The sequence below is a fragment of the Pseudoalteromonas sp. T1lg122 genome, assembly GCF_002964825.1.
GTDB classification, from domain to species: domain Bacteria; phylum Pseudomonadota; class Gammaproteobacteria; order Enterobacterales; family Alteromonadaceae; genus Pseudoalteromonas; species Pseudoalteromonas gelatinilytica.
In genome coordinates, this window is record NZ_PQCG01000035.1 from 1 (window position 1) to 468 (window position 468).

Annotated in this window: 4 tRNA genes; all 4 read right to left on the reverse strand. The window is 44.9% G+C overall.

From position 1 onward, the window contains the following. Nucleotides 1-5: 5 nt before the first annotated feature. A tRNA-Lys gene (locus C2M33_RS21030) sits at nucleotides 6-81 on the reverse strand. A 56-nt stretch (nucleotides 82-137) separates the two neighbouring features. Beyond that, nucleotides 138-213: transfer RNA gene (locus tag C2M33_RS21035), tRNA-Lys, on the reverse strand. A gap of 49 nt (nucleotides 214-262) precedes the next feature. Next, nucleotides 263-338: transfer RNA gene (locus C2M33_RS21040), tRNA-Lys, on the reverse strand. 49 nt (nucleotides 339-387) lie between these two features. Then, nucleotides 388-463: transfer RNA gene (locus C2M33_RS21045), tRNA-Lys, on the reverse strand. Nucleotides 464-468 lie beyond the last annotated feature (5 nt).

The following is a 468-nucleotide window of genomic DNA, read 5'->3' on the forward strand; positions in this document are numbered from 1 at the left end:
AAGAATGGTGGGTCATGATGGACTTGAACCATCGACCAATGGATTAAAAGTCCACTGCTCTACCAACTGAGCTAATGACCCGCTCTGCTGCTTATTAAAAGCTACGTAAATCCGCCGATATAGAACCATTCAAAGAATGGTGGGTCATGATGGACTTGAACCATCGACCAATGGATTAAAAGTCCACTGCTCTACCAACTGAGCTAATGACCCGCTCTGGTATTAATTGCGTTAATCCGCCGATATAAGACCATTCGAAGAATGGTGGGTCATGATGGACTTGAACCATCGACCAATGGATTAAAAGTCCACTGCTCTACCAACTGAGCTAATGACCCGCTCTGGTATTAAATGCGTCAATCCGCCGATATAAGACCATTCAAAGAATGGTGGGTCATGATGGACTTGAACCATCGACCAATGGATTAAAAGTCCACTGCTCTACCAACTGAGCTAATGACCCGCTCT